20 protein-coding genes are annotated in these 20,519 nt (G+C 68.4%); 13 read left to right on the plus strand and 7 right to left on the minus strand.

Annotated features, from left to right (window positions below; all coding sequences use genetic code 11):
* The first annotated feature begins 97 nt into the window (after positions 1 to 97).
* Entirely contained in the window at positions 98 to 745 is a 648-nt protein-coding gene (locus tag NI1_RS09670; RefSeq protein ID WP_067817039.1) for a TetR-like C-terminal domain-containing protein, read from the plus strand.
* On the opposite strand, the gene NI1_RS09675 is transcribed toward NI1_RS09670, so the two are convergent.
* On the minus strand, positions 695 to 1,960 hold the full coding sequence (locus tag NI1_RS09675) for a lipase family protein (RefSeq protein WP_067817042.1): 1,266 nt from the start codon (positions 1,958 to 1,960) through the stop codon (positions 695 to 697). The genes NI1_RS09670 and NI1_RS09675 overlap by 51 nt on opposite strands.
* Positions 1,961 to 2,034: 74 nt before the next feature.
* The gene (locus tag NI1_RS09680) at positions 2,035 to 2,640 is read right to left on the minus strand and encodes a TetR/AcrR family transcriptional regulator (RefSeq protein WP_245663145.1); all 606 of its coding nucleotides are present in this window, start codon (positions 2,638 to 2,640) and stop codon (positions 2,035 to 2,037) included.
* 294 nt (positions 2,641 to 2,934) lie between these two features.
* Here NI1_RS09680 and NI1_RS09685 point away from each other — a divergent pair, with 294 nt between their 5' ends.
* Both NI1_RS09685 and NI1_RS09690 read left to right on the plus strand, forming a co-directional pair.
* Entirely contained in the window at positions 2,935 to 3,630 is a 696-nt protein-coding gene (locus NI1_RS09685; protein ID WP_067817045.1) for a GNAT family N-acetyltransferase, read from the plus strand.
* Between the two features lie 145 nt (positions 3,631 to 3,775).
* On the plus strand, positions 3,776 to 4,300 hold the full coding sequence (locus NI1_RS09690; RefSeq protein ID WP_067817048.1) for a hypothetical protein: 525 nt from the start codon (positions 3,776 to 3,778) through the stop codon (positions 4,298 to 4,300).
* A gap of 1 nt (position 4,301) precedes the next feature.
* Here NI1_RS09690 and NI1_RS09695 read toward each other — a convergent pair whose 3' ends face one another.
* Complete coding sequence (locus NI1_RS09695; RefSeq protein WP_067817051.1) at positions 4,302 to 4,787, minus strand: MmyB family transcriptional regulator; 486 nt, start codon at positions 4,785 to 4,787, stop codon at positions 4,302 to 4,304.
* A gap of 144 nt (positions 4,788 to 4,931) precedes the next feature.
* Here NI1_RS09695 and NI1_RS09700 point away from each other — a divergent pair, with 144 nt between their 5' ends.
* The 4 genes from NI1_RS09700 (at position 4,932) to NI1_RS09715 (ending at position 11,611) form a co-directional block, all read left to right on the plus strand.
* The gene (locus NI1_RS09700; protein ID WP_067817054.1) at positions 4,932 to 8,450 is read left to right on the plus strand and encodes an ATP-binding protein; all 3,519 of its coding nucleotides are present in this window, start codon (positions 4,932 to 4,934) and stop codon (positions 8,448 to 8,450) included.
* Positions 8,451 to 8,636: 186 nt separating this feature from the next.
* Positions 8,637 to 9,248 carry a CHAP domain-containing protein gene (locus NI1_RS09705; protein ID WP_067817057.1) on the plus strand — a complete coding sequence of 204 codons (612 nt, stop codon included), beginning with the start codon at positions 8,637 to 8,639 and terminating at the stop codon, positions 9,246 to 9,248.
* A 168-nt stretch (positions 9,249 to 9,416) separates the two neighbouring features.
* Positions 9,417 to 10,625, plus strand: coding sequence for a hypothetical protein (locus tag NI1_RS09710; protein ID WP_067817060.1), 1,209 nt, complete (start codon positions 9,417 to 9,419; stop codon positions 10,623 to 10,625).
* Between the two features lie 254 nt (positions 10,626 to 10,879).
* On the plus strand, positions 10,880 to 11,611 hold the full coding sequence (locus NI1_RS09715; RefSeq protein ID WP_067817063.1) for a DUF1906 domain-containing protein: 732 nt from the start codon (positions 10,880 to 10,882) through the stop codon (positions 11,609 to 11,611).
* Positions 11,612 to 11,707: 96 nt separating this feature from the next.
* Here the strand turns inward: NI1_RS09715 and NI1_RS09720 are convergent, their stop codons facing one another.
* Positions 11,708 to 12,070, minus strand: coding sequence for a hypothetical protein (locus tag NI1_RS09720; RefSeq protein WP_067817066.1), 363 nt, complete (start codon positions 12,068 to 12,070; stop codon positions 11,708 to 11,710).
* 168 nt (positions 12,071 to 12,238) lie between these two features.
* The gene (locus NI1_RS09725) at positions 12,239 to 13,000 is read right to left on the minus strand and encodes an Rv1157c family protein (protein WP_245663146.1); all 762 of its coding nucleotides are present in this window, start codon (positions 12,998 to 13,000) and stop codon (positions 12,239 to 12,241) included.
* Positions 13,001 to 13,299: 299 nt separating this feature from the next.
* On the opposite strand from NI1_RS09725, the gene NI1_RS09730 reads away from it, so the two are divergent.
* On the plus strand, positions 13,300 to 14,520 hold the full coding sequence (locus tag NI1_RS09730) for a mannosyltransferase (protein ID WP_067817072.1): 1,221 nt from the start codon (positions 13,300 to 13,302) through the stop codon (positions 14,518 to 14,520).
* On the opposite strand, the gene NI1_RS09735 is transcribed toward NI1_RS09730, so the two are convergent.
* Both NI1_RS09735 and NI1_RS37060 read right to left on the minus strand, forming a co-directional pair.
* A complete protein-coding gene (locus NI1_RS09735; RefSeq protein ID WP_067817074.1) occupies positions 14,462 to 14,752 on the minus strand; it encodes a 4a-hydroxytetrahydrobiopterin dehydratase in 291 nt (96 codons plus the stop codon). The two genes, NI1_RS09730 and NI1_RS09735, sit on opposite strands and share 59 nt — an antisense overlap.
* A 20-nt stretch (positions 14,753 to 14,772) precedes the next feature.
* On the minus strand, positions 14,773 to 14,952 hold the full coding sequence (locus tag NI1_RS37060; protein WP_084522846.1) for a hypothetical protein: 180 nt from the start codon (positions 14,950 to 14,952) through the stop codon (positions 14,773 to 14,775).
* Positions 14,953 to 15,123: 171 nt separating this feature from the next.
* Here NI1_RS37060 and typA point away from each other — a divergent pair, with 171 nt between their 5' ends.
* The 5 genes from typA (at position 15,124) to NI1_RS09760 (ending at position 20,442) form a co-directional block, all read left to right on the plus strand.
* Positions 15,124 to 17,022 (plus strand): translational GTPase TypA, encoded by a 1,899-nt coding sequence (gene typA / locus NI1_RS09745; protein WP_067817079.1) that lies wholly within the window; start codon positions 15,124 to 15,126, stop codon positions 17,020 to 17,022.
* Between the two features lie 99 nt (positions 17,023 to 17,121).
* Positions 17,122 to 18,876: an ABC transporter family substrate-binding protein gene (locus NI1_RS09750; RefSeq protein WP_067818076.1), complete on the plus strand. Its 1,755-nt coding sequence runs from the start codon at positions 17,122 to 17,124 to the stop codon at positions 18,874 to 18,876.
* A complete protein-coding gene (mshB, locus tag NI1_RS09755; RefSeq protein WP_067817082.1) occupies positions 18,873 to 19,778 on the plus strand; it encodes an N-acetyl-1-D-myo-inositol-2-amino-2-deoxy-alpha-D-glucopyranoside deacetylase in 906 nt (301 codons plus the stop codon). Before NI1_RS09750 ends, mshB begins: the two co-directional genes overlap by 4 nt.
* A 5-nt stretch (positions 19,779 to 19,783) precedes the next feature.
* Entirely contained in the window at positions 19,784 to 19,942 is a 159-nt protein-coding gene (locus tag NI1_RS38450) for a hypothetical protein (RefSeq protein ID WP_169815557.1), read from the plus strand.
* The gene (locus tag NI1_RS09760) at positions 19,939 to 20,442 is read left to right on the plus strand and encodes a hypothetical protein (RefSeq protein ID WP_067817084.1); all 504 of its coding nucleotides are present in this window, start codon (positions 19,939 to 19,941) and stop codon (positions 20,440 to 20,442) included. Before NI1_RS38450 ends, NI1_RS09760 begins: the two co-directional genes overlap by 4 nt.
* Positions 20,443 to 20,519 lie beyond the last annotated feature (77 nt).

The following is a 20,519-nucleotide window of genomic DNA, read 5'->3' on the forward strand; positions in this document are numbered from 1 at the left end:
GTTATCGAGTCGGAACGGTCCCGTCTCGTCTATATCGGCCACGGTAGACCCCATTCAGTCGAGACGCAACCGTTCCGTCTCGTGATAATCTGGCCGCATGCCCAGCCCTGCACGCCGAACCGCCGGCGGCCCGGTACTCCAGGACGCCCTCACCGACGCCCTCTCCACCGCCTTCTTCGAAGAACTCGCGACGGTCGGATACGGACGGCTCTCCATCGAAGCCGTCGCCCGGCGCGCCGGTGCGGGCAAGGCCGCCGTCTACCGCCGCTGGCCCTCCAAGCAGGCCATGGCCACCGAACTCATCGCGAAAGTCGCCGTCGCCGCCGCGGAAACCCCCGACACCGGAACCCTCCGCGGCGACCTGCACGCCTACCTCACCGCGGCGGCCGCCGGCCTTCGCCACCCCCTGGCGTCGAAGATCATCCCGGACCTGCTCGCCGAAGCATCCCGCGAACCGGTACTCGCCGAAGCGCTGGCCACCGGTGTCGGCGGCGCCCGCCGCGAACGCGCCACCGAACTCTTCCACCGCGCCATCGACCGCGGTGAACTCGCCGCCGACCTGAATATCCCACTGGCACTGGACTTCCTGGCCGGCCCGCTCTACTGGCGCCTGACCGTCATCCCCACCCCACCCGAACCCGCATACCTGGACAACCTCGTCACCATGCTGCTCGCGGCCTACGGTGCCGACCGGTCACCCGTCGAGGAGATCCGCCAGCCAGGACACGGCCGGGGAACCCGATAGCACGCTCGCGGTGATGTGTCCCGTACCCAGGGTTGTCAGGAGGGCGGGCAGCGCGGGAGTGTCCACGCTCAATTCGCTGACGTTCGCGCCCTGTGAGCGCCAGCGATCGCGCAGGGCGTAGACCACCGAGACGGGGACGGTGTCGTCGTTGACGTTCACGGTGACCAGGGCGGGGATGGTCGGGGCGCGCGTGCCGAGGACGAAACTGTCCATGGCACAGCGGATTTCCGGATCGGAGGCCAGAGCATCCATCAGGGTCTGTCCGGAGGCGGTGTATTCCGTGGTGGAGTGGTAGGCGGCTGTCAGTGTTCCGCCGGGGACGCACTGGTTCGAAACGCGTTGTACCAGTTGTAGTCCCGCTGGGCTCAGCAAGGCTCGCACACGTGGTGCGAGATCCGGGTTGGTGTCGACGAGTCCTGCGACGAAGAATCCGTTGAGGATGGTCATCAGGTTGGAATCGTTGTAGCGCAACGTCTCCGCCGGGTCGGCGGTCGCCGCACCGGCCACCACGCCACGCAGGTCGAGGTCCGGTGCGTAGGCGGGGGCTTGCTCGGCAGCGGCGGCGGCCGCACCGCCGCCCTGGGAGTAGCCCCAGATGCCGATCGGGGTGGCCGGGTCGGCCGCGCCGAGACGGATGGCGGCGCGGGCGGCGTCGAGCACATCGTGCGCGGCGGGTAGTGGCTGCATGTAGGGGTGCCCGCCGGGTGTGCCGAGGCCCTGGTAATCGGTGATGGCGACGGTGAATCCACGGTTCAGCAGCAGCCAGAGGTCGACCAGATCGTATTCGAGCATCGGCATGGACGTGGCATCGAGCTCGATGGTGTCGGCCAGCAATTTCGAAGGGGCGCAGGCATCCCCGGCGCCGTGTGTGCCGATGGCGTAGGTGACCATCGGCCGGGTGCCGGGGCCCGTCCAGGCCGCCGACGAAGTGAGGACGGTGCCGGTGACGGCGACCGGCGCTTCCTGCGCGTCGGAGCTGCGGTACATGATCCGTGTCGCCGAGTTGATCGGCAAAAGCAATGCCAGCCGGGAGAATTCGGCGGGGGAGAACGGTTCGCTCCGGATCAAATCACCATTCACGCTGCCGGGCAACGGATTCGGCGGTAGATAGAAGTCCGGCGCGGCGTTCGCGGTGTGAACGGATCCGAGAACCGCCCCCGCGACCAGCAGGGTGGTGGCGGTCAGGCGCTGAACCCGCCGCAGGTAAGCGTGCATCGCTGAAGCTCCGGTGGGACTGCCGATGGAATGCGAACACCGATGGTATGCCGGGCAACAGTCCGTACCGCCCGTTATGGGGAAATAACCGACCCGGTGGCTATCCGCAGCAGGTCGATGAGGGGTTCCACCGAAACCTCCGGGTCGATCGCGCGCTGCAATCCGAGTCCGATCCCGCTGCTCAGCAATATCGTGGCAGCCGCCTCGGCGGGCATGACGGGCGTGAGTTCATAGCGATCGCTGATCGCTTGCAGTGCCGCCGTCAAAGCGGCTCGCACCTGGCTCGCCCCGGCTGCTATATCGGTGCGCACACTCTCGCTGTGCCGGGAGCGGGTCGAGAACTCGATCTCCAGCAGCGTCCAGTTCCGGTCGCCGACAGTTCGCTCGGCCCATTCGCGGAACATATCCAGGGTCGCGTCCACCGAATCCACGGCGGCGATCGAGGCCACCACCTCCCCGACCTTGTCCAGCCGGATCTGGTTCAGCACCTCCAGGCAGAGCCCGTCCTTATTGGCGAAGTTCGAGTACACCGCGCCCTTGGAGTACCCGGCCTCCTCGGCGATCTGCTCCAGCGACGCGGCCGCGTATCCGTGCTCCAGGAAATGCCGCGTGGCCACCGCCAACAGCTCCTCGCGCGTCCGCGCTTGTGTCTGCTGTCTGCTCAGTCGCGCCACGGTCACCTTCCGCCTCGATACCCCGCCAGCACGGTATCAAAAACCGCCGGCGCGGCTGTCTGGGCCGACACGGCAGATGCCGGGGTCGGCGGCACGAAATGTACTCGGCGCGACACGCTTGGCGGGCGCGGAAATTCGTGTGCTGCCTACATAGCTGTGAGCGTCTGTTCCGCTATCGTTCATCCAACAATTCGATGCTGCTACTGGCGCGCCAGGGCTGGTTCGTCTCATCCGGAGCGTGTGGCCGGTGCGGCAAGGCCTGACGCGAGCCCCCGACCATGTCCGAAAGATCGAGGGAACGTGCCTGTACCCGTAACTCTTGCCGGCCGTCTGGTACGGCTGGAACCCCTTGCGCCGCAGCATGCCTCGGGTTTGTCGGAGGCGGCTGCCGGGAGTCGTGACGACTATGCGTTCACGCCCGTCCCACACGGTGTGGACGAGGCGCTGGAATATGTGTCCGCCGCATTGTCAGGGCATGCGTCCGGTACTTCGCTGGCCTTCGCCATCATCGCGATAGCCAGTGGACGGGTGCTCGGATCGACTCGTTTCACCCGGTTCGACTATTGGCAGGGGCCGGTGGTCTGGCCCCAGGTGCACGGTGCGCCGCAAGGGGATCCGCTGCTGGCGGTGCCCGACGCGGCGGAGATCGGCAACACTTGGCTCTCGCCCGCGGCCCGCGGCACCGGCATCAATCTGGAGTCCAAGCAGCTGCTGCTGGAGCATGCTTTCGACGTCTGGCGGGTCAAGCGCATCGCCATGCGGGCGGATGTCCGGAATCTGCGCTCCCGCTTGGCGATCGAGCGTTTGGGGGCCACCAGCGACGGCGTCCGGCGGGCGCATTCGCGTGGCTTGGACGGGGCGGTGCGCAGTACCGCCTTCTATTCGATTCTGGACGAGGAGTGGCCGACTGTCCGGGCCACCATCGACGGCGAGCTGGCGCTGGCCCTGAACAAGGCCCGTTCGCGGCGGCGCAACGGCCGGTTGATCGACGCCTAGCCGGGCAATAGCGAGGAATGCGACCGATCGGAAACCGATCGGTCGCATTCGTATTCGGCGACTATAATTTCGGTGTCGCACCACCAAGCCAGCAACCCGGCGCGGGGTCGCATCGCCGTCCCCCTCGTTCTCGAAGGAGAAGCGCATGCCCGACCCGATGCACACCAAGGTCTGCTTGGCCGATCGCCGCACCGGCGATCCGGTACTCACCCTTTTTCTTGTGCCCGAACCACGCGTCCCCGGCGCCAGCATCCTGCATCTGCTGGAACAGGCGCCGCTCACCGGCCGCCTGCCCCGGCCCAATCCCACCCTCGTCGACTGGTTGCAGGGTCACGCCTCGCCGGCCATCCGCACCACCTTCGTCGCCTTCACCCCGGGCCGGGCCGATCCGCGCGGGGTGCACGCGGTCCTGCACGACCACTTCATCGCCGATCCGGAGCCACCCATCGGACTGGATCTGGCCGACCGAGCCGAACTCACCCGGCTGTCGCTGCTGCCCGAGCACGACCTGGGGCCGCGCCGCATCGACGACTTCCACGATCGCGCGGTGCGCGGCGCCATGCTCGCCGTGTACCGGCACTTCGGGATCGATCGGCGAATACCGTTGCTGTATCACGGTTATGCCGCGCCCGAGGACGGCTGGTTCGAGGTGCCGGCGGCGCAAGCCTGACTCAGTCGAACGGGATGACGGTCAGCAGCCACCACGGGCGGGCCGGCGTCTGGAATTGGAAGCTCTGCACGTAGTGCTCACGCTCGCGGCCCGCACCGGGTTCCAGCATGCGCACGGTCCGCTGTTCCAGGGCGAGTTCGGCCGCCTCGTCGGCGCCGTCCCACAGCCGATCCCACTCCGGGATCCGCCGGCACATGGTGCGGATCTCCTCGACCCGCTCCGGACCGACCAGCGCCGGGGCCAGCCGTTTGAAGGCCGATACCATCAGGCGGGCTTCGGTTTCCCAATTGCCCAGGCGGGTGCGGGCCATGGGATCGAGCAGGATGGCGGAGAGCAGGTTCGCGCCCCGTCCGGCCCCCGGAAAGGTCGCCTCGAAGGCGGTATTCACTTCCACCAGGTCGAACGCGGCATCGTGCAGGCACGCCGGATGCGGAAAGCTGTGCAGCACCGCGAGATCGGCGGGCGGTGGCCGGGAGGGGTCGAACACCCTGGCAGTGTGCGGTAAGCCTCTAATGATCTTCTTCGCGCCGGGTTAAGCCGGGTCACAAGACTGGGTACTGCCGCAGAATTTCTGCCATATTGAAGACCTTCTGTTTGGTTTGTTCTGGCTTGGGTCTGGGGGTCGTTCGCCATGGCGGTGACACGAATCGGGGTGCTCGGCCCTTTACACATCAGCGTCGATGGCCGGCGGGTGCCGCCGGGTGCGCCTATGCAGTGCGCGGTGCTGGGGCGGCTGGTCGCCGCGGGCGGCCGGGTGGTGCCGACCGACCGGCTCATCGACGATCTGTGGGCGGGCGATCCGCCTGCCAAAGCGGTTGCCGCCCTACAGGTCTACATCCACAATCTGCGCCGCATCTTCGAGCCCGACCGGCCGCGGCGGGCGCGCTCCCGGGTCATCGTCTCCGAATCGCACGGGTACGCGCTCAATCTGGAACCGGCACAGGTCGATTCCTGGCAGTTCGAACAGTTGCTGCACGGCCACGAAGCCGCCATGCGCGATCCCGCCGGACGACCCGACCCGCTGGAACAGAGCCGGGTGCTCGACGCCGCCCTGGCCTGCTGGCACGGGGCCGCCTTCGAATCGTTCGCCGGAATGCCCTGGGCCGCCCAGGAAACCGCGCGACTGGCGGCATTACGGCTGACCGCGCTGGAACTGCGCGCCCAGGTCGCACTCGATACCAACCGGCCCGCCGAGGTGGTGCTGGCGCTGCGGCCGGTCTTCGAGGAGCACCCCGGGCGCGAGGAATGCGCGCGACTGCTGGCGCTCGCGCAATACCGGCTCGGGCAATCCCTGGACGCGCTCGCGACGGTGCGGCGCACCCGCGAATTCCTGACCCTGGAATTCGGGGTCGATCCCGGGCCGGGATTGCGGGAACTGGAGCGGGCCATCCTGACCCACTCCGTCGATACCGACGCGCCGGTGCCCACGGTCGCGGTGCGCCCCACGCTGCCGGAGCCGGTACGCACGCCGGAACCGCCGGCCGACAGCGGGTACGGGGAACAGCGCGCCGCCGTGCTGGCCGCCGCCGAAGCCGCCGCACACGGACAGGTGCGATTGGTCTGGCTCGCCGGGGAGGCCGGCGCCGGTAAGACCACCCTCGCCACCGCGCTCACCACGCACCTCGCCGAACAGGGCTGGACGACGGTGTTCGGGCGCTGCCCGGAGGTCGAGGGCGCGCCACCGGCATGGGCGTGGGCCGAAGTGCTCACCGGCCTCGATGCCGCCGAACCCGAAACCTTCACCGCCGTGGACGCTTTCACCCTCGCGCGCCGGGTGGTGCGCTCCTGCCGGGAACGCACGGCGCGGGGGCCGGTCGCCATCGTCCTCGAGGATGTGCACGGCGCGGACACCGCCACCTTGCAGGTGCTGCGCCAAGTGGTGAACTGGCTGCGCGATCGCCCCATCCTCATCGTGGCCACCCTGCGCGGCACCGAATCCGGTCCCGGCGTGCGCGATACCGCCGCCGCGCTGGCGCTGTTCACCGCCGACCGCATCGAACTCGACGGCCTCGACCTCGCGGGCACCCGCAGCGCCGCGCAGGCCGCGGGCCTCACCGTGCTCGACGAACACACCGTCCGCATCCTGCGCCATCGCACCGGCGGCAACCCGCTGTTCGTCCGCGAACTGGCCAAACTCGTTGCCGCCCAAGGCTTGACCGATGCCCTCCCCGACACCGTCCGCGACCTGCTCGGCCACCGCGTCGCGCAACTCCCGGCCGACGTCACCGAACTGCTGCGCCACATGTCGGTCTGGGGCGAGGAATCCGACATCACCACCCTCGCCGCCTTCACCGGGCAACCCACCGACGCGGTGATCGACCTGCTCGCCACCGCCGAAGCCGCCCGCCTCATCCGCACCGAGCGCTCCGGCCGCGTCACCTTCGATCACGCCCTCATCCGGGAGACCGTCTACCACGACATCCCCGTGCTGCGGCGGGCCCGAATGCATTGGGCCGCTTTCGAATCCATCCGCCGCGCGCTGACCGCCGTCCCGACTGACAGCCACGGTGACCCGGCCGCCGGTCGGCATTCTGCGGATGCCGGGGATCTCGGTAAGGACAGTGCAGGTCCAGCTGCCCGCCAGCTGCCGGATCGCTCCGGCGAGGCGGGCGGATCTGCGATCGATTCGCCACGGGCTCGGGATATCGATGCCCTCGCGCATCACGCGGCGCTCGGAGCGAGCCCCGAAACAGCCGCGCTGGCCTTGGAATTCGGCCTCGCCGCGGCCAGCCGATGTGTGGAGCGGCGGATGCGGGCCGATGCGGTACGGCGGTGGCGCTCGGCACTGACGCTGCACGAGCTGGCCGGGCACGCGGCGCCGGGCGCCGATCGCGCGGACCGAATCGCATTGCTGGAGGCCAGGTGTGAGCTGGTGACGGCATTGGCCTACGACGGGCAGCACATGGCGGCGCGGCGGGCACGGGAGGAGGCCCTCGCCTTGGCCGAATCGATCGGGGACACCCGATTGCTGGCCCGGGCCGCCACCTGCTGGCCGACGCCGCTGATCTGGTCGGTGCACGATTGGCATACGGCGGATCCGCGCTTGCGGGAGCCGGTGCGGGTGGCGCTCGCGGATTCGGGCATGCCGGTGACGACGCGAATCCTGTTGCTGGTCACCAATGTTTTCGATCGCGCGCTGGCGGACCCGGCGGGGGCACGGGAGGCGGCGGAGGAAGCGGTACGCCTGGCGGAGCCGCTGGACGATCCCGATCTGCTGTGCACGGTGATCAACGCACAGGCGTTCGTCGCGTTCGCCTCCGGCAGCTTCCTGCGGGCGCACGAGCTGAAAAGCCATGCGGTGCGGTTGCTCCGGGTCGCCGACGCGGCGGAGCTGACCGAATTCAGCGCTCTCGCACACTATTTGCTGTTCCGGGTCGAATTAGCGGATGCGAAACTGGTGGCGGCCGCGGAGCACGCGCGCCGGGCGGGAGAGCATGCGACGGACGGGCAGCTGCGGCATCTGCTCGATGCCATCGCACCGTTCGGGCTGCTGCTGGAACTGATGCGCGGAAACGTGGCCGGGGTGCTGGGGGTCATGGCGGAAACCCCCGAGGCCGAAACGGATTCGATGGCGCGCGCCGAGACCGGGTCCGATGAGCTCTCACGGGATCCGAACGCGCTGCACATCGGGATCGCGGTCGCCATCGGCTGGATGCGCGGGAACCTCTCCGACTACCTCGAGGAGCTGCGAGAACGCAGCGAGATCAAACCCGAGCTGTTCATCTACGGCTACGCGCTCGCGCTGCTGCACGCCGGGCGCGAGGATCAGGTGCGCGAAGTGCTGGCCGGTGCGCCGCCGGTCGGACCGCACTTCTGGAACAGCTTCACCGCGGTCCGCGCGCGCATCGCCATCACCCTCGGGGACTTGGACACCGCCCGCGAACTCTACGACCAGCTGCTGCCCTTCGCGGGCACGGTGGCCGGCCTGGAAACCGGTGCGTCCGTGCTCGGCCCGATGGACGACGTCCTGGCCGACCTGGCCGCCGCCCTCGGCGACCGCGACCGCGCCACCGCCCACCGCGCCGATGCCGCCCGCCTGCAAGCCGCCATTCGCGCCGAACTCGACCAGCTCGCGGCGGAGGGGACGGATCAGCTGCAACCCATGCGCATGGGGCGCATGGGGCACGGACGCATGGTCCGCCGCGCCTAGATCGCGGAGCGGGCCCGGGAGTGCCGCCCATCGCGATCCCGCACCGCTCGGGGCCGGGAGTTGTGCGCGGGTTGTGGAGGAATCGTGCAGAAGCCGCGCCGCGCAATCGATTCGGGAACCCGGGCGGCGCGCCGGACGTCGGAATAGGGGAGTGGCCGGGTTGCGGCCAGGGGAGAGGAGAACCGGGTGAGTGCGAACGGGCAGGGCGGGGCACGCCGGTGGGCGGTGGCCGGCGCAGTGCTGGCGGTGATCGTGGCACTGGCCGCCGGCGGCGTGGTCGGGGTGGGGCTGTGGCATCGGCGCGGCGACGCCCCGGTGATCGCGGGGGAGCGGCTGAAGAGTTTCCCGGAGGTGGACCGCGGCGGACTCGATGAAACGCAAGGCCGGATCCTGGATGTGCTGGCGGCCGAATTCGACGCACAGCACCCCGGCACCAAGTATTCGGAGGGCGTGGACGAGCCCTGGTGCGCGGATTTCGTGAGCTGGGTGATGCGGGAAGCCGGCCGCCCACTGGCCAATCCGAATTCCGGATCATGGCGCATTCCGGGCGTTTACACGCTGGAAGACTATTACCGGGGCGAGCGGCGATTCGAGGCCGCGACCTACCGACCCAAGACCGGTGACGTCGTGATGTACAGCGAGACAAGCGCCTTCCAACAGCACACGAATATCGTGATCGCCGCCGATGCCGCGACCGGCACCATCACCACCGTGGGCGGCAACGAATTCGGTCAGGTCACCATCCACCGCTACAACCCGGGCCTGATTTCCGGCCTGGTCGGTTACGGACGATTGTGAACACGCCAGTTCCACATATTGGAAACGCCGTAGACGGAGGGTGGGACTCCACGGATTAACCGCCTACGATGGTGGACGGCGGCGCCCGGCAGCGTCGCTGCTCGATCCCTGTCCTGCTGCCCCCTCATCGGCAGGACAGGGGTCCCCCCGCCCGACGAAAGTGCATGGATGACGTCGTCCCCTGAACCGACCTGGATCGATTACGCCGAATTCGGCGAACGTTTCGTGGCGGCGGCGGTGACGGAAGCGCGCATCGAAGCAGCGGTTTCCGGAACGGCCGGGCGCGGAATGACCATCGGCCCCTTCGGAATCGGGCCCGCCGGACTCGCCAATTTCGTGGCCGAGGGCAGCGTCGGCAAACCCACCATCGTGCGCCGCGGACCGCACGTGCACTTCGATGTCATGCTCCCGGTGAAACTCCGTGTCGACGTCACCCTCGGCGGCCAGCGATTGCGTGTCGAAGCCGTGGTGGAGATCGACCTCAGCATGCACGCCCGCACCGCCGACCCGCTCCTGATCGTCATCGACATACCCCCGGTGACCAGCCGGGACGTCAGCTTCGTCATGCGCGCCCAGGCCATCGGGACGGCGTGGGAGGTGCTGCTGGACCCGATCGCGAAGCTGGTGCAGCGCGAGGTCGCCAATCGCATCAACGGCATTCTGGCCGACCCGGACGCCCAGCGCGGCCGCACCTTCGACGTCGAAGCCATTCTCGACGGCGTCGAATCGCCGTATCGCGGTCGCCCATCCCACGATTGGATCGACTACGGCGAATTCGGGCACCGCTTCTTCGAACGCATCGTGACCGTCGAACGGGTGCGTGACGTGGTCGAGTCGATGGCGGGCAAGCCGATCGAGGTCGGCCCGCTGCGCACCGGCCCGGGCAACAAGGCCCAGGTGGCGGTGAAGGGGACGGTACGGGTGCCGCGGGTGGCGGAGACGTCGCCGGCCGCGCCGGCGCACGCCGAACCGCGCATCGCGGAACTGCCGAAACCCGAGGTGGAGACGCCCGCCGCGCCGGAGCAGGCGCTCGATCCGGCGCTGATCACCTTCGACCTGACCATCCCGGTCTCGCTCGACATCACCGTGGATGTCTTGCAGTCCAACCGCTATCGCGCCGAGGTGCAGGTGCCGGTCGCGCTCACCGCCCGCGCCGCCGACCCGCTGCTCATCGTCATCGATGCCGCGCCGCCGCGCGCGGAGGACATCGATCTGGAGATGAAGGCCAGCGGCTGGCGCGCCGCCACCCTCGGCAAGCTGGCGGGCATGCGCAAACAGGTGGCGTCGCAGGTCGCGGCGGTGGTGCGGGCCGAGGTCGCGGACTCCTCGCGCCGGACCATCGATGTGGCCGCGCGGCTGAACGGCACCCGCGTCTGACCGGGTTCCGCAAGTGACCGATTGCGCACATGTGAGACGTATGGTGCCAGTGAGTCGTGTGCGCCTGGCGATTCCAATGTGAATATGGTGAAATGAGGGACGTTCATCCGGGCTCCCCGGCGCACAGATGATGATCTTGCTCATCATCGGGGAAGGTGCGCCGGGCACGCCGCTTTTGGTTCCACCGGTCTTCGCGGGAATCCGCGCTAACGACCGGCAAGTTCGATCGGCGAGTGTGCGAAGGAGTCATCCAGATGCGTTCTGTCCGTGGCCATGTCAGCCGTCGCGATTTCCTGGCGGGAGCGGCCGTGGCCGCCGCCGGAATCACCGCCGGACTCACACTTCCCCCCGTGACAGCATCCGCGCGGCAATCGCTCGGCACCCTGCTCGACTACGCGGGCGGCGTACCGGATGCCGGGGCCATCAGCGATGCGGGGCATATGGGCGTGATCCGCTACGTCTCCGACCGCCGTCCGGGCGCGGAATGGATGGCGGGCAAACCGCTGCTGGCGCGCGAGGTCGACGCGCTCGCGGACGCGGGCCTGACCGTCGTCTCCTGCTACCAATTCGGAAAGGGCCCGACCGCCGATTGGCGCGGCGGTCTCGAAGCCGGAATCCGTCATGCCACCCGGGGGCTGCTGCTGCACAAGACCGCGGGTGGACCCGACTCCGCACCCATCTACGCCTCGATCGACGACAAGCCGAGCAATGAAGAGTTCGAGACCATGATCGAGCCGTACCTACGCGGCTGGGAAACCGTGCTCGGTCGTGAGCGTGTCGGCGTCTACGCGAACGCTCCGACCATCGACTGGATTCGCGACGCGGGTTTGGGATCGCTGTTCTGGCAGCACAATTGGGGCACCCCGGCCGGATACGTGCATCCGGCCGCGCATCTGCACCAATTCGAAATCGACAAACGGTCCATCGACGGCATCGGTGTAGACGTGAATACGGTGCTCAGCCCGAACTACGGGCAGTGGTGGTGAGCTAGCTCCTGTCATCCCGGCATGTTTTCAGCCGGGATCCAGGCCGCGAACCGTGTGGATTCCGGCCAAAAGCATGCCGGAATGACGAGGGGATGGCTAGGTCTGGCAGTGGCAGGTCGGGTCGGCCCGCAGGTCCGGCTCGTCGGCCACCACCCGCAGGATCGCGCGCGGTTCGCGGTCGTCGTCGCTACCCTCGCTGAACGCCTGCCGGTCGCCCTGCCACGAGAACATGGACCAGCGCGAGAGCCCGGAGAAGAGTGAGCCCAAGCTCGCGAACGAGCCGGAGGAGATGATCGAGCCGAACGATCCGGCGGAACCGATCGACAGCACCGAGCCGACCGAGCCGATGGACAGGATCGAATAGGCCGAGCCGATCGAGAGAATCGACCCTTCGGAGCGGATCGACAGAATCGACCGACGGGATTGCACGCCACGCCAGGAGTTCTTCACAACGGCCATAGCTCTCGGTCTACCACAGCTGTGGCCTGGTTCCCAGCGCGACAACTGATTTCGCAAGATGCGGGTAACTCGCCGGGGACGCCCAGAATTCTCTCGGCACCCAACCGCCGGCACGCGTTGCCGGCGGTAAACGGCTCTCAGCTGGGCGCTGAATATGCGGGGAGGCGGTCAAGCGACGCTGAAGAAGCCTACGGTCGGCAGGAACGAGCAGGTGATGGGCTGCTCCTCGGCGCTGGCCTGGGTGGTCAGCGAACCCGAGACCACCGCCACCACGCGGCCGGAGCCGGTGGGCACGATGGCCGAGAGGGTGGCCGGGCCATCCGGGTTGATCTTGGCTTCGTCGGTCAGGTTCTGGATGCCGGACTGGCGGGTGTCCAGGTTCAGCCACTGCACGGTCATCGGCGGGTTCTGCACGGCGGTGGGCTGTTTGGTGCCCAGCGCGGTGAAGACGAAACCGGTCTGACCGGCGGCCGGTCCGGGCGGCGGCAGGGTGGCCGGACCAGCGACCGCGAGCGCGGTGCCGACCGAGTCGCCCGAGGACGAGATGCAGCCCTTGCCGACGGTGGGCCACAGGAACTGGGAGATGACCGGGCCGTCCTGCGGAACCTCGACGCCGCCACCGCCGCTGCCGTCCAAGAAGGTGATGATCTTGGTCAGCGTGTCCTTGACGGACTGCGGCAGGTTCAGCGTGGACAGGATCTGCCGGGCCTGATCCAGGATGGCGGCCTGCGGACCGGCGCCCGCGATATCGGCCGGACCGGCGGCCGCGCCGATGATGGCCGGGACCAGCGAGGACAGTGCCTCGACCGGCACGCCCTCCGGGATCACCGGGATATTCGAGGTGGCCTGCGGCGCGGGCGATGCCGGCGCGGCGGCGGCTGTGGTCGGCACGACGATGGTGGCGCAGGCCGCCAGGGCCAGCGCGGACATTGCGAAGCGCGTTCCTCGGGTGCGAAGCACTGGTGTAGCCGTCCTTACCTCGGGTACATCTAGCAGCGATGGAGACATCGCTCCGCGCCACTCTAGGGACCGGGCTGCCTTGTTGTACAGCCACGGTGTGATCTTGGCGTCCTCGACTTTGCAAAGGCTATCGAACGACTGACCAATAGCACTGTTACCCATGTGGTCAGTGATGCAAATGTTACAGCCGTTACTCGCACCGCACGCTGATTTCCGGCTTGAACTACTCTTACCGGCGTCCACACGCCCGCACACCGAAAGTACGAGCCGTGAACCGACACTTCCGCCTGGCTGCCGCGGCACTCGGTATCTCGGTAGCGATCCGCCTGCTGTGGATGCTGCTCTCGAAGAACGGCATGAACCTCGTCGACCTGCACGTCTACGTGGACGGGGCGGCCGAGCTGCCCAGCGGTCACCTCTACGACTTCACCTACGCGGTCGACACCCCCGACTTCCCGCTGCCGTTCACCTATCCGCCGTTCGCGGCCATCATCTTCTTCCCGCTGCATTTCCTGCCCATCGCGGTGACGGCGGTGCTGTGGCTGCTGGCCGGCGTGGCGGCGCTGTACTGGATCATCCGGATCGCCCTCGAATTGCTGATCGGTGAGGCCGCCCTGAACGAAACCCGCTGGCGGACAACGGCGGTGGCGTGGACCGCACTGGGCATGTGGCTGGAGCCGGTCCGCAACACGCTCGACTACAGCCAGGTCAATCTGTTCCTGGCACTGCTGGCCATGTTCGCGGTGCGCAGCACGGTGTGGTGGGTGTCGGGCGCGCTGGTCGGCATCGCCGCGGGGGTCAAGCTCACGCCGGCGGTCACCGGGCTGTACTTCGCGGCGCGCCGGCAGTGGCTGACCGTGCTCTGCTCGGCGGCGGTGTTCTTCGGGACCGTCGCGCTGAGTTACCTGGTGGTGCCGAGCGAGACGCGCTACTACTTCGGCACGCTGCTCGGGGACGCCTCGCGCATCGGCCCGGTCGGCACGGTGTGGAATCAGTCACTCCGCGGGGCGATCAGCCGCATCCTCGGCCACGACGTGGTGTCGGGGCCGATCTGGCTGGTCGCGGTGCTGGTGACGGCGGTGCTGGCGTTCCTCGCCTGGCGTGCGCTGGATCGCGACGACCGCCTGGGCACCCTGCTCATCGTCCAGTTCTTCGGGCTGATGGTCTCCCCGATCTCCTGGTCGCACCACTGGGTCTGGCTGATCCCCACCCTGCTCTGGCTGCTCTACGGACCGTGGCGGGCGGCCGCCGGGGCCCGCGTGCTCGCCGGGTGCTGGCTGCTGGCCGTCGGGATCGGCGTGCCGTATCTGCTCTCGTTCTTCCAGCACGACATCTGGACCATTTCCCGCCCGGGCTGGCAGGCATGGCTGGCCATCTCGGGCCCGGTCGCGGTCGCCGTGTTCTATCTCTGGGTGATCCGCACCGGACGCGTCAACTCTGCGCGGCCAGCCGATCGATCTCCCGTGCCAGCGCCGCATCCAGCGCGGTGAGGCCGCCGGCGTCGTGCGTCGAAAGCGTGAAAGTGACTCGCCGCCAGCGGATATCGATATCGGGATGATGGTTGGCGGCCTCGGCGGCGCCGGCCACCCGGCGCACCAATTCGATTCCGGCCAGGAATGACGGCGCTTCGAAGGTCCGGGAGATGGAGTCCCCGGTGCGGGTCCATTCGGGCAATTCGGTGAGGGCCTTGGCGATCTCGTCTTCGGACAGGAGTGCGCTCATACTCCCGGTGTACTCCGTGGTCACGCCGCGCGGGCGGCTTTGAGGCCCTTCTTCAGTTCCTTCTTGCCGCAGCAGCCCGAGGCTTCGAGCTTCTTCATGCGCATGATCACCACGGGGCATTTGAGGCAGCGCGTCTTCTTGCGACAGCACTTCTTCTTCGGCTTCAGACTCGAAACGTCCTTCGCCTTCACCTTGCCCATGTTGGTTAGCTTAACCTAAGTCGTACGCGCTAAACGTGTGACTTGGGACCCCCGGTAATGTGTAGCTCGCCGCATGCCCGGTGGAAGTTCGCGATGTCATCGAAGACAGTGCCCCCATGCATGTACCTACCAGGTCCCGGCAACAAAACTTTGCAGCAGGAGGAATCTAACGTGTCGTCTGTCGAGTTCCGCAACGTCGCCATCGTGGCGCACGTCGACCACGGCAAGACAACACTGGTCGACGCGATGCTGCGGCAGTCCGGTGTCTTCGGCGAGCGTGCCGAGGTGGTGGACCGGGTGATGGACTCCGGTGACCTCGAGCGCGAGAAGGGCATCACCATTCTCGCCAAGAACACCGCTGTGCACCGCCACAACCAGGACGGTTCGGTCACCGTCATCAATGTGATCGACACCCCCGGCCACGCCGACTTCGGTGGTGAGGTCGAGCGCGGTCTGTCCATGGTCGACGGTGTCGTGCTGCTCGTCGACGCCTCGGAAGGTCCGCTGCCGCAGACCCGTTTCGTGCTGCGCAAGGCCCTCGCGGCCTCGCTGCCGGTGATCCTGGTGGTCAACAAGACCGACCGCCCGGACGCGCGCATCGAGGAGGTCGTCGAGGAGTCGCACGACCTGCTGCTGGACCTGGCCTCCGATCTGGACGACGAAGCCTCCGAGGCCGCCGAGCTGGCCCTGGACCTGCCGGTGCTCTACGCCTCCGGCCGCGCCGGCGTGGCCTCGACCACCCGCCCGGAGAACGGCAACGTGCCGGACGCCGAGAACCTCGACGAGCTGTTCGACGTGCTGATGAAGTACGTGCCCGCCCCCAAGGGCGATGCCGGCAAGCCGCTCCAGGCGCACGTCACCAACCTCGACGCCTCGCCGTTCCTGGGCCGTATCGGCCTGGTGCGCATCCACAACGGCACGTTGAAGAAGGGCCAGAACGTGGCCTGGATGACGCCCGAGGGCACCAAGACCGTCAAGATCACCGAGCTGCTCAAGACCATCGGCGTCGAGCGTCAGCCCGGCGAGGAGGCCGTGGCCGGTGACATCGTCGCCGTCGCCGGCATCCCGGACATCATGATCGGCGACACCCTCGCCGACATCGAGAACCCGGTTGCCCTGCCGCGCATCACCGTTGACGAGCCGGCCATCTCGGTGACCATCGGCACCAACACCTCGCCGCTGGTCGGCCGCGTCTCCGGCCACAAGCTCACCGCCCGCATGGTGAAGTCGCGCCTGGACCAGGAACTGGTCGGCAACGTGTCGCTGCGCGTGCTCGACATCGGCCGCCCGGACGCCTGGGAGGTGCAGGGCCGTGGTGAGCTCGCGCTGGCCATCCTGGTCGAGCAGATGCGCCGCGAGGGCTTCGAGCTGACCGTCGGCAAGCCGCAGGTGGTCACCAAGACCGTCGACGGCAAGGTGCACGAGCCGTTCGAAGAGCTGACCATCGACGCGCCGGACGAGTACCTGGGCGCTGTCACCCAGCTGCTGGCCGCCCGCAAGGGCAAGATGGTCCAGATGAGCAACCACTCGGCCGGGTGGGTGCGCATGGAGTTCATCGTCCCCTCGCGTGGCCTGATCGGTTTCCGTACCGACTTCCTCACCGAGACCCGCGGCACCGGCATCGCCAACGCCGTGTTCGACGGTTACGCCCCGTGGGCCGGCGAGATCCGCGCCCGCCACACCGGTTCGCTGGTCTCCGACCGCAACGGCTCGGTCACCCCGTTCGCCATGATCCAGCTGGCCGACCGCGGTCAGTTCTTCGTGGAGCCGGGCGCCGACACCTACGAAGGCCATGTGGTGGGCATCAACCCGCGTGCCGAGGACCTCGACATCAACGTCACCCGTGAGAAGAAGCTGACCAATATGCGGTCCGCCACGGCCGACGTGTTCGAGACCCTGGCCAAGCCGTTGCAGCTGGATCTCGAAGGCGCCATGGAGTTCTGTGCGGCCGACGAGTGCGTCGAGGTGACCCCGGAGATCGTGCGCGTGCGCAAGGTCACCCTGAGCGCCACCGACCGCCAGCGCGAGACCTCGCGCCGCAAGGCCCGCGATCGCGCTGCCGCGCAGTAGGCAACACTTCGGGCGAGCCGGGTACCGCTTCGGTATCCGGCTCGCTTCGTCATCCATGACCGGGCGTCGAAGGACAGGTCCAGTAGAGTGCCGAACGTGATGACGGGGCGGCGCGCGACGTGGCGCGTGGTGATGGTGTTGGTGGCGACGACGTTGGCTGTCGCTACCGGCTGCACCGCGAATCCGCCGCCGCCGATCGAGAGCACCGACAGTCCCAAGACGACTGCGGCCAAGCCGACCAAGAGCTCCGTCGTGGTCGCTATCGACGACATCGGGCTCGGGTTCAATCCGCATCTGCGGGCGCAGCAGTCGCCCGCGACCGCGGCGGTGGCATCCATGGTGCTGCCCAGTCCTTTCCGGCCCGCGCCGACCCCGGGCGTGCCGGGCGGCTCGGATTGGGTGCTGGATCCCTCGCTGATGGTGTCGGCGGATGTGACGACGCAGGAACCGTTCACCATCACCTACCAGCTCAAGAACGAAGCCTCCTGGTCCGATGGCGCGCCCATCGCCGCCGAGGATTTCCGCTACCTGTGGCAGCAGATGATCACCCAGCCCGGCGTGGTGGATCCCGCCGGCTACCGGCTGATCTCGGATGTCAGCTCGTCGGCGGGCGGTAAGACCGTGAACGTCACCATGACCGAGCCCTATCCGGCGTGGCGGCAGCTGTTCGCGGATCTGCTGCCGCAGCATCTGATCAAGGACTCCGGTTTCGAGCAGGGCCTGATCGACACCATTCGAATCTCGGGCGGGCAGTTTCGGATCAAGCAGGCCGATCGCGGCCGCGAGGAGATCCTGCTCGAACGCAATGACCGCTACTGGGGCAAACCCGCTGCGCCGGACCAGATTCTGATGCGCCGCGGCGGCACCTACGCGCAGGTGGCGGAGTCGCTGCGGGTCGGCGACGCCCAGATGGCGCTGGTGCACGGCGGTGTCGCGCTGCAAGCCCAGCTCGCCGCGATCCCCTCGGTGCGGACCGCCGTCATGGCGCAGTCGCGGGAAATGCAGCTCGTGCTCAACGGCCGCAGCGGCGATCTGGCGGATGTGCGGGTGCGCAAAGCCGTTCTGGGACTGCTGGATCCGGTGCTGCTGGCCACCGTCGGCGCGCAGACCGGCAGCTGGGTGGAGCCGGTGCGCGCCCAGGTGCTGACGCCGTCGGATCCCGGTTACACGCCGACCTCGCCGCCGCGCCCGAGCCTGGAGGAAGTGTTCGCGCTGCTGAACGAGGCCGGATTCGGCCGTGCCCCGGAGACTCCCGGCTCCGGTTCGCCGACTTCGCCCGCGCCGCAACCGCGTCCGCTGGCCAAGAACGGTAAATCGCTGACCATCCGGATCGGCGCGGTCGAGGGCGATGACTCCTCGCTGGCGGTCGCGAATACCGCCGCGGACCAATTGCGCAGCGCCGGAATCGATGTCATGGTGCGCAGCGTCTCGGCCGCGCAGCTGTACGGCAAGGATCTGACCGACGCCGGGATCGACGCCCTGGTGGGCTGGGAGCGCGCCGGCTCCGATCCGGCGACGGTGCTGGCCTCCCGCTACGGCTGCCCGCCCGTGCAACCCACGGGCGCGGACGGCGATTCGACGGTCGCCGACGCCGCCAAGAAGTCGCCGTCGAACCTGTCCGGCGTCTGCGATCCGACGCTGCAACCGGCCATCGACGCGGCCCTGCGCGGCATCGACGCGGCCAAGATCATCGCCGACGCGGAGCCGAAGCTCTGGGAGCTCTCCACCGTGCTGCCCATCGTGCAGGACACCCAGGTGGCGGCGGCCGGGCCGCGGGTGGACGGGGCCTCGCTGAGCGGCGCCATCCAGACCGGCATCTTCGGCGATGCGGCGAACTGGCGGCGGCTGCCGTGACGAACTCGGCGGAGACCGGCGGCCTGCTGCTGGTGCACGCGCATCCGGACGACGAATCCATCACCACCGGCGGCACCATCGCGCACTATCGCAAGCGTGGGGTGCCGGTGACCGTGGTGACCTGCACGCTCGGCGAGGAGGGGGAGGTCATCGGGGAGGAATACGCCCGCCTGGTGACCGCCGAGGCCGATCAGCTGGGCGGCTATCGCATTCTGGAGCTGACCCGGGCGCTGGCCGAATTGGATTGCGCGCCACCGCGTTTCCTGGGCGGCGCGGGCCGCTGGCGGGATTCCGGCATGGCCGGCACCCCCTCGGCGCGCAATCCGCGCGCCTTCGTGAACTCCGGTGACGCGGCGGTGGACGCGCTGGTCCAGGTGATCCTGGAACTGCGCCCGCGGGTGGTGGTTGGTTACGACCCGCGTGGCGGTTACGGCCATCCGGACCATATTCGCGCCCACGAGATCACCATGGCCGCGGTGACCGCCGCCGCCGATTGGGGCTGGGATGTCCCGAAGCTGTACTGGACCGTCACCGACGGCGCGGTGCTGGGCATGCACACCGAGGCCCTGAAACGCCGCACCGTCGATCAGCTCCCCGGCGCGCTGCCCCGTGGCTGGCGGCTCCCGCACGACGGCGAATTGGCCTGTGTCCCCACCGAATCCGTCACCACCACGGTCGATGTCTCGGATGCGCTGGCCGCCAAACGTGCCGCCCTGCGCGCGCACGCCACCCAGGTGACGGTGGCCCCGTCCGGCCGCGAGTTCGCCCTCTCCAATGACATCGCACAGCCGGTGCTGCCGGAGGAGCACTACATTCTGGTGCGCGGCCGCCGGGGCCCGGTGGGTCCGGACGGCCGTGAACACGATCTGTTCGCCGGGCTCGGCCCCGAAGTGAGAGACTGAACCGTATGTATAACTGGGACCTGCAAAACGCGATCGCGGCATTCGTCGAGAGCCAGCGGCCCAACTTCCCGGCGCAGCACGATCTGTACCTGTCGGTGCTCTACGCGTTCGTCGATATGCAGAGCCACCTGCTGACCCTCCTCGGCTTCCCCCCGGTCGCGTGACGACGGCGGTCAGCGCCGAGGAGCGCGTGGAGTCGGCCTTCGACACGCCGCCGTTGCGCGGCTGGCTCAATGGCGCGATCGCCGGGCTGCTGGTGCTCGATGCGCTGGTGACGCTGGTGCTCGAGGTGCTTTTCCTGCCGATCTACGCGGGGCAGTCCAAGCTCTCCGAACCGCAGCAGGTGCTGGCCGCGGCGACGCGGCTGGCGTCGAGCGTGACCGACGGCGCGGTGCCGCTGCCCGTCACCGCGCTGGTGGCGGCCGTCGTCAATGTGGCGCTGGTGGCCGGCATGGCGGTGGTGTCGAAGCGGATCTCGGTCATGGTGTTGCCGCTGACGGCCTGGACGCTCGGGTTTCTGTTGCTGGCGAGCAGCGGCCCGGGCGGCGACATGATGCTGATGAGCGATTGGCCGACGCTGCTGCTGTTCGTGTGCGGGCTGTTCCCGGCCGGGCTGTACCTGTATTGGCGCGCGACCTCCGGATTCGGTTCCCCCGCACGCTGATTCGGCGCGGCGCCGACAACCCTCCGGATCGAACGCACCAAGCGCCGCGAGCATAGAAGTTTTCGGCGATTCTTTCC

The organism is Nocardia inohanensis NBRC 100128, assembly GCF_001612945.1.
In the GTDB taxonomy this organism is placed as follows: domain Bacteria; phylum Actinomycetota; class Actinomycetes; order Mycobacteriales; family Mycobacteriaceae; genus Nocardia; species Nocardia inohanensis.